5 protein-coding genes are annotated in these 7,321 nt (G+C 31.2%); 3 read left to right on the forward strand and 2 right to left on the reverse strand.

Going from position 1 to position 7,321, the window contains the following annotated elements; all coding sequences use genetic code 11:
• The first annotated feature begins 92 nt into the window (after positions 1–92).
• From rimM to rplS, 3 genes are all read left to right on the forward strand, one after another.
• Positions 93–599 (forward strand): ribosome maturation factor RimM, encoded by a 507-nt coding sequence (gene rimM / locus KA833_RS05690; protein ID WP_064209040.1) that lies wholly within the window; start codon positions 93–95, stop codon positions 597–599.
• Positions 599–1,336: a tRNA (guanosine(37)-N1)-methyltransferase TrmD gene (gene trmD / locus KA833_RS05695; RefSeq protein WP_046208652.1), complete on the forward strand. Its 738-nt coding sequence runs from the start codon at positions 599–601 to the stop codon at positions 1,334–1,336. The genes rimM and trmD overlap by 1 nt, the downstream gene beginning before the upstream one ends.
• A gap of 105 nt (positions 1,337–1,441) precedes the next feature.
• Positions 1,442–1,792 carry a 50S ribosomal protein L19 gene (gene rplS / locus KA833_RS05700; RefSeq protein ID WP_019468465.1) on the forward strand — a complete coding sequence of 117 codons (351 nt, stop codon included), beginning with the start codon at positions 1,442–1,444 and terminating at the stop codon, positions 1,790–1,792.
• Between the two features lie 86 nt (positions 1,793–1,878).
• Here rplS and KA833_RS05705 read toward each other — a convergent pair whose 3' ends face one another.
• Together KA833_RS05705 and KA833_RS05710 are read right to left on the reverse strand one after the other, a co-directional pair.
• A complete protein-coding gene (locus tag KA833_RS05705; protein ID WP_145381278.1) occupies positions 1,879–4,497 on the reverse strand; it encodes a YfhO family protein in 2,619 nt (872 codons plus the stop codon).
• Between the two features lie 28 nt (positions 4,498–4,525).
• Positions 4,526–7,102, reverse strand: a complete 2,577-nt coding sequence (locus tag KA833_RS05710) for a YfhO family protein (protein WP_210128116.1) — start codon at positions 7,100–7,102, stop codon at positions 4,526–4,528.
• Between the last annotated feature and the right edge of the window lie 219 nt (positions 7,103–7,321).

Here is a 7,321-nt window from a genome sequence, read left to right on the forward strand (position 1 = left end):
TAATACTAACAATTCATGTTATAATTATTTTAGTCGAAAAATAAAAAAATAACGAATTTCAATGATACATATACATTATCGGAGGAGCTTATATGAAAGTAGAAATAGGCAAAATTATCAATACACATGGTATAAAAGGCGAAATTAAAGTCCAATCTCACTCAGATTTTACAGATGTACGCTTTCAACCAGGTGAAACTGTGATGATAGAACGTCAAAACGAACCAACATTAGAATTGAAAATTGCGACATATCGTATGCATAAAGGGTTGCACATGTTGACCTTTGAAGGTATCAACAATATTAATGATATTGAGCACCTAAAAGGTGAAATCCTTTTACAAGATAGAGACCACGAAGAAATTGAATTAGGGGAGCATGAATACTATTACTCAGATATTATTGGCTGTACCGTATTCGATGATAATGAAACACCTATTGGAAGAGTGATAGAAATTTTTGAAACGGGTGCCAATGATGTTTGGGTTGTCAAAGGTGATAAAGAATATCTTATACCATATATAGAAGATGTTGTTAAACATATAGATATTGAAGGTAGACGAATTGATATTACGCCTATGGAAGGACTGTTGGAGTAATGAAGATAGATTATTTAACTTTGTTCCCTCAAATGTTTGACGGTGTATTAAATCAATCGATTTTAAAAAGAGCGCAAGATAAGGAAATGCTACAAATTAATACTGTCGATTTTAGAGATTTTGCTGAAAATAAGCATAATCAAGTAGATGATTATCCATTCGGTGGAGGGCAAGGTATGGTGCTTAAACCAGAACCTATATTTAATGCAATGAAAGACATTGACAAAACAGAAAATACACGTGTGATTTTAATGTGTCCACAAGGTCGACCATTTAATCAAGAAATTGCACAGGAACTCAGTCATTCCGAACATTTAGTTTTTATTTGTGGGCATTATGAAGGATATGATGAACGTATCCGTCAGCATTTAGTTACGGATGAAATTTCTATGGGAGATTATGTTTTAACAGGTGGAGAATTACCTGCGATGGTAATGACCGATGCAATAGTAAGATTAATTCCAGGTGTTTTAGGTAATCAACAATCACATGAAGATGATTCTTTTCAGGATGGATTATTAGAATTTCCACAATATACTAGACCACGTTCCTATCAAGATATGAACGTACCAGAGGTATTATTGTCAGGGAATCATGCGCATATTGATCAATGGCGTCATGAACAAAAACTGATACGTACATGGGAAAAGCGTCCAGATTTATTAGAAAATTATCCACTTACGGATAAAGACAAAGATATTTTAGAAAGATACAAAAAGCAATTGAAAAATGAATAACAGTGTGCTAAAATAATTTAAGTGTGCGACACACACGAAAATCACTATGATCCGCTGCTATATATTTGTCTAGGCAAGAACATAGGTTGAAGGAGAGAAAAAATAATGAGTAATCACAAATTAATCGAAGCAGTAACACAATCACAATTACGCACAGACTTACCTTCATTCCGTCCAGGTGACACTTTAAGAGTTCACGTACGTATTATTGAAGGTACTCGCGAACGTATCCAAGTATTCGAAGGTGTTGTAATCAAACGTCGCGGTGGAGGTATTTCAGAAACTTTCACAGTACGTAAGATTTCTTCAGGTGTAGGTGTGGAACGTACATTCCCATTACACACTCCAAAAATCGAAAAAATTGAAGTTAAACGTCGCGGTAAAGTACGTCGTGCTAAATTATATTACTTACGTGAATTACGTGGTAAAGCTGCTAGAATTAAAGAAATTCGTTAATCAGCATAAAAGTCATAAAAAAGAAGCGGTTCCTAATCGGAACTGCTTCTTTTTTATATTTTGTAATCAATTTGAAGATGATATTATCATTTTTTTATATAAATCCATTTTGTATAAACGAAACTTAAAATGATTCCAATAATACTTATTATTACTAATAACCATGTATGGGGCGGTGTATATTTAAGTGTAATTGTCTTTTGTCCTTGCTCTACAGGAATTACTGTCATGATACCATTACCTTTTTTAACTGGTAATGTTTTGCCTTTGTCTGTATAAGCTTTCATTCCATCTCTATAAGGCATTGGCAATACGAGGTAGCCTTCATCATTTTTATTTTTTTTAATTGTATAATGACGTGAATTTTGTGAAACTTTCACAGAATGTAGTTGTTTATGTGCTTTCTTTAATACATCATAGTTTTCTCCATAAATTCCTTTAACATTAAAGCGATAATTACCTTTAGATAATTTTATATTCAAGTCTTGCACAGATTTTACTCGCATCGTTACTGGAGTGACAAAACGTCTATATTTATAAGATAGGTTATTACGATGTTGATTATATTCATTCACACCAACATTGTGAGCCTTGTCTGGCCCTAACAATTCAACATCCATCTCTACATAGAGATCTTCATACTGATTTGCAATAGATGCTGGTAACTGATAATGGACACCTCCACCATCCTTAGAAACGGTTAATTTATTTTTTTGCGTACGCTTTGCATTAATTAAATTGGTAGAAGTTTCTGATAGTAAGTTTTTATTTGGTGTGAACTGTTGATTTGTAGAATATTCATCTGCTTGATCAAAAACTACCCCCTGTAACATAGCTTGTTCTTTATCCATAGGCGATTTGAGATCTTTTTTATCGAATACTTTATTTGTAATGTGCGCACTTGGATAATTGGCTTTATTTGTTGAATGTATAAAGGATTCCTCATCAGAATGTTTGATTGTACTATGCTTAGAAAAGCCATAGGGGATATTCTTGTCTTCTGGGCGACGTATACGATCATTGACATCCCAAAGTGCCATCAAATTTGCTCTATTTGAAAGTAGACGATAAGTGCTGTTTTTATCCGTATGCATATTGATTTGTAATGTTTTATCATAATACTTTAAAATGTCGCCATCGAAAATGCTTGAATATAATGCAATACCGTTAAAATGATATATCATTGGTGAATTCAAGCCGTATTGTGACATGTAATCAATTCTACTGAATGGATCGTCTTGATGCTGTTTAATTTTATCTATTTTATTCGCTAGTGCAGGACTTTTATATTTTGAATCATGCATTGATGAAACAGTTGATTCGTATTTTTGAACATTATTGAAATGGTCGTTATCTAAAATAATCGCTTGTTGAATAATGAATAATATGATTAGCACAATAGACGGCCATTTTAATTTGAATAGTGATTTTTTATAAAGCAATATGCCGATAAAAATCATAATTACGAGACAGATGCCCATCCATGTCATTTTCTGGACTTTAACGATCATTTGCATGATTCCCATAATCATTAATACTGGAAGGGAAGCGAATATATACGACTTCAAAGATAATTCAGATAAATAATGAATGAACAATGCTATTAATCCAGCAGTAGTAAGTGCAAATATATAAACCCAACGGCGTTCAGGCGTTGAGAACCCATTAAACATACTATCGAAAAGAGGGGTTAGTGACCCTATAAGCATGATCCAAGTTGCAATCGCAAAAAGTTTATAATAATAATGTCGATATAGTTTAAAAGATAGTAAGGCAATGAGTGCGATGATAGTCACAGTGATATAAAATCCGTTTGTAAAAAAATGTTTTTGTCGTGCGAAATCTGTAATGACACCAAAATTAAAATTAGGATTACTTACTCTATCATTGTTTAAAAAAGAAGAAACGCCAGTATAAAAGCCCCAAATAGCAATTAAAGAACTTAATATAACAGCTGTAGGAATCATCCAAAGTTGTTGTTTCCTAGTAACAATATCTTTTGCATGAGGAAATACACATCTATAGATAAAGTAACTCAAAATTACAATGGCTTCGTAATAACTAAAATAAAAATTAGAAAATAATGTTAAAGCAATAGAAAAAATAAATAATCCTATTTTTCTTTCTTTGTAAAACCGTTCAATACCGAGCAAAGATAGGGGAAGAAAAATTAATAAATCTCCATAATATGACCAAGTAAAATTAAAATAAATAACGGTTGTTGAAGCTGCATATAACATTGAAGCCAAAAATACTATGTGTTTTTTGAGCTTGATATAATTAAAGAAATAGAACGCAACGATATATGTAGCGATGCATTTGAAAAAAGCTACTATTAATTGATTGCTTGCCCAATACGTGATGTCGCTAGGGTTGCTATTAAATATTACTTCAGATAACCATACGAATAAAAAATTAATTAGTACAAAAGGTGAGGTTGCGTAGTAATAGGATAAATCTTTAACATAATCTCCACCTAAACCAAAAGAATGGTCATAAAAACTTTTGAATTGGCTAAGGTGTTCGTAAAGATACATTTGGAAAGGCATCATTTGCCTAAAACCATCACCATGACCACTAAATACAGTACCGTCAGTTAAATAGCGATAAATATACGGTGTGAACGTTAATAAAGCTACGCCGACGCCCATTAAAAGAATTGTTAAAAATCTTGTTAGTTTGTGGGACCAAATTCTATGAAACACGGTCATACCTCATCTCAGATAAACTCCTTTATTTAAGTTTAGATTTTTTCTTTAGACACCAAAAAATACTTATTAAGATACTTATAACTGAAATTATAATCATCGTAAACCAATATTTAGGGCGGTATTTAATGATAATTTCACTATCTTGTTTAGTGACTGGTACGCCAGTCATCATATAATTTACTTTTTTAGGTTTTACTTTTTTATGATCTACATAAGCCACCATACCGTCACGATATGGAATGTTAATCGTTGCAATTCCCTTTGTATGTGGTGCTAACTTCACTTTTACTCCATTTTTAATGTCATTATAATAATGATTTTGTTTCTTATTATAGGCTTTTTTGAGTTTGCTATAATTTTCACCATGAAGACTTTGAATATCAAAATAATAACTACCTCTAGGGTTAATAGCTATGTTAATATTACCATCTTTGTCTGGTTGTGTACTATATAGTTGGTTTTCAACACCAGTTTTATAGGTCGAATTGTTATACAACCGGTGGTTAGCATAATTATTTATATTAATTGTATAATTACTGTCGGGTTGACCACGTCGAACTTTTAAATTTAAATAAAAGTCTGAATAACGTTTTCTTATGTGATTTGGGACGTGAATTTTAATCTGACCTTGGTTTTTGGTCAGATAGATTTGTTGATTATTTTTCACTTTTATATTTTGGTAAGATATTTTAGTCGCATCGATAAGGTTTTGTGCGTTATCCGTGTAAGGTTTACCTGAATTTTTTATAACAACACCATCCAACATCGCATGTTCTCGATCGATAGGCGTTTTTAAAGTGTCGGAATTATATATTTGATTAGTCACTTTTACAGTAGGCAAGTTTAAAGTATTCTCATAAATGTGGTATTGTCCCTCACTTTTTACATTTTTAAAATAACTAGGCACATTGTTTTCGTAATCTTTTAACATTAAATATTTCATTGAAAATAAACTGCTAATATTTTGTCGTCCATTAGTACTTTGGTATCTACTCACTGATTCAGATTGAAGGTTAATTTTCAAATCATCATAGTAATAGTCTAAAATGTTATGATGAAAAATACTTGAATATAAACTTGAACCTTTAAAGAATTGATACATCGGTGTGTTATCTTGTTCATTAACACGCCAATCGATACGTTCATCTTCCGTTTTTGAATGATTCATTTCAGAGACTAATTGTCTTTGTAACGGTGTGTTAAATAGACTTGCATTGACATAATAGCGATTTGCTCGTTCAACATGGTCTTCAAAATAAATTTGATTGCGTATAAAAACGGCTACTACAAGTGTCGCTAATATCAATATGGCAGTATAATAAAAATAAATGAAACGTTTACGATAAGCTGAAGTTTTAAGACATAGTACTAGCAAGCCTATCAAACAAACAATAGGTGTAAACCAGAGCCATGCAACAAAATCATCATAAATCCATGCACTCACATAAATAAAACTTAAACTGATGATTGAAGAAAAAATATAGTTTTTAATTGTTAACGTGCTAAAGTATTTTACATATAACCCAATGAGTAATGCAGCGTTAAAAGCAATTAGGTAATGCCATCTTTTTTGGGGAGCAGAAAAACCATTAAAGAGCTGGTCGACAAATGGCAAATAATTAGCACCTATAGTAAGTATCATAAAAATTGCAAATAACTTAAAATAAAAATGCTTGTATAGTTTAAATGATAACAGTGCTTGTATTACTATAAATAAAATGACTATTAAGTAATTGTCATAAAATACATTCGTGTTTTGGTTGAAAGGTTCTAAAAAATCTACGTCTCCATTAAAAGGTATACGTCTGTTATTGGTATAAGCACGTAAACCGTGATAAAAAAAGAAAAGACTGCAACCAAATGCTAAAATTGCAGCAATGAAGATGGTATATATTGCTTTAAACCTAGGTACGATATCATGTCTATGTTTAAATATTAGTCTAACTGTAAAATAGATTAGACCTACGATGAGTTGATAATACGCAAAATAAAAGTTATTTATTAAGGAAACTGTGACTACGATGATAAACATGGCTTTTTTTTCTTTTTGTAAAAATAATTCAATAGACCATAAGAGTAGCGGTAATAATATAAAAATATCACTGAAAAATGGCCAATATACAGTAAATCTAAAATAGAGTGGTGATATGACAAAAAGATATGACGTTAGTACTGCGATGCTTTTATTTTGAGTAATATAGCGTACAAAACCAAAAGTTGCTAACATCGCTAATGTTGATTTAAAAATGGACAATACAATAGCATTTGTCATCCAAAACATAATGTCTTGCGTGTCCCAATCAATCGCTAACTTTATGAGAAAGATGAAAATTACATTAAGTATAAACAAAATATTGGTTGAAAAATAGTAACTTAGGTCAGTGAAAAAATCTCCACCTAATCCGAAATCAGTGGCGTAAAACCATTGACCTTGACTCCATTTATCATACAAATACATTTGCATCGGTATCATTTGTTCCATGCCATCATTGGGCCCCGTAAATAAAACACCCTCATTTATAAATCTATAGATAACATAGCCATGTCCAATGATTGCTAATATAAAGCATAATAATATGTAAAAAAGCATCCTTTTCATGAGTAGTCTCCTGTAATCGAATTATTATTAATTCTATTGTAACGATTTTTTAGATTTATTGATAAAAATTACCATTATTTAATTTAAGAAAATTAATTTAAATATTATACTTATTTTGAAATTTAGTATTGATAAGATACTCAGTTGGTTAGTTTCACTACAATTCTAGACAATTTGGTAATTATTATAGGAAAATAGTGGATAAAGTCCGTATAATTG

Source organism: Staphylococcus sp. GDY8P67P, assembly GCF_017892545.1.
Taxonomy (GTDB): domain Bacteria; phylum Bacillota; class Bacilli; order Staphylococcales; family Staphylococcaceae; genus Staphylococcus; species Staphylococcus ureilyticus.

Coding starts and splice junctions, on each gene's coding strand:
- trmD (WP_046208652.1), top strand. CDS start 599: ATGAAGATAGATTATTTAACTTTGTTCCCTCAAATGTTTGACGGTGTA.
- rplS (WP_019468465.1), top strand. CDS start 1,442: ATGAGTAATCACAAATTAATCGAAGCAGTAACACAATCACAATTACGC.
- KA833_RS05710 (WP_210128116.1), bottom strand. CDS start 7,102: ATGAAAAGGATGCTTTTTTACATATTATTATGCTTTATATTAGCAATC.
- rimM (WP_064209040.1), top strand. CDS start 93: ATGAAAGTAGAAATAGGCAAAATTATCAATACACATGGTATAAAAGGC.